The sequence below is a fragment of the Pararhodospirillum oryzae genome (genome assembly GCF_007992075.1).
GTDB lineage: Bacteria > Pseudomonadota > Alphaproteobacteria > Rhodospirillales > Rhodospirillaceae > Pararhodospirillum > Pararhodospirillum oryzae.
This window is the reverse complement of sequence record NZ_BJZO01000190.1, coordinates 1-982: the sequence shown is the minus strand read 5'-3', so window position 1 is coordinate 982 and position 982 is coordinate 1. Positions and strand designations below refer to the sequence as shown.

Sequence of the window (982 nt, the reverse complement as noted above, 5' to 3'; positions counted from 1 at the left end):
GGGGAGAATCGAGACATGCCAGTGGCCATCACACGTACGGATCTGTCGGCGGCTGACCTGCGGGCTCGGGCGTGCCGGGTGGGCGATGTGGCGCAAGCGCGCCGGCTGTTGGCGATCGCTCTGGTGATTGAGGGAGCGTCGCGAACGCACGCCGCCGAGGCGGGCGGGATGACCCGCCAGACCCTGCGCGATTGGGTGCATCGCTACAACGAAGAGGGGGTCGCCGGGCTCACGGATCGTCCGCGCCCGGGGCGCCCGCCTCGGCTGAAGGAAGCACATCTCAAACACCTTGACGCGCTTGTCGAGGCCGGCCCCGATATCGCCGAACATGGCGTTGTGCGCTGGCGTCGCGTGGATTTGCAGGCCGTCATCGCCAAGGAGTTCAAGGTGGAGCTGTCCGAGCGTCATGTGGGACGGATCTTGCGCCAACGCGGGTTCACCCGTCTGTCGGTGCGCCCGCGCCATCCGAAAACGGACGAAGGTGCCCAGGAGGCATTCAAAAAAACTTCGCCGACAGGGTCGCCGCGGCGCTCCCGGCCAGCGCCAGGGGCAAACGGATTGAGGTCTGGTTCCAGGATGAGGCGCGGGTCGGCCAAAAAGGGACCCTGACGCGCCTTTGGGCTCGGCGCGGCTCGCGCCCCCGCGCCGTGCGCGACACGCGCTACCAGTCGGCCTACATCTTCGGCGCCGTCTGCCCGGCCCGGGGCCTCGGTGCCGCCCTCGTCATGCCACGCGCCGACACCGAGGCCATGACCAAGCACCTGGCCGAAATCTCCCGGCATGTCGCCAAGGACGCCCATGCCGTCGTCGTGCTCGACGGAGCAGGCTGGCATGGCAGCGATGATCTCATCGTCCCTGAAAACACCACGTTGATCGAACTGCCGCCCTACAGCCCCGAACTCAACCCGGTCGAGAACATCTGGGAGTACCTGCGAAAGAACAAACTCGCCAACCGCCTCTACGACACTTACGAGGACATCGT

Annotated in this window: 1 protein-coding gene; it reads left to right on the top strand. The window is 66.7% G+C overall.

Annotated elements, in window-relative coordinates:
- Positions 1-15: 15 nt before the first annotated feature.
- Positions 16-982, top strand: a protein-coding gene (locus tag ROR02_RS17330) for an IS630 family transposase (RefSeq protein WP_246135606.1) whose coding sequence is annotated in 2 segments (ribosomal slippage) — positions 16-496 and positions 496-982 — 968 coding nt annotated over the 2 segments. Because the reading frame shifts where the segments join, the coding sequence is not laid out codon by codon here. This gene is flagged as partial in the annotation.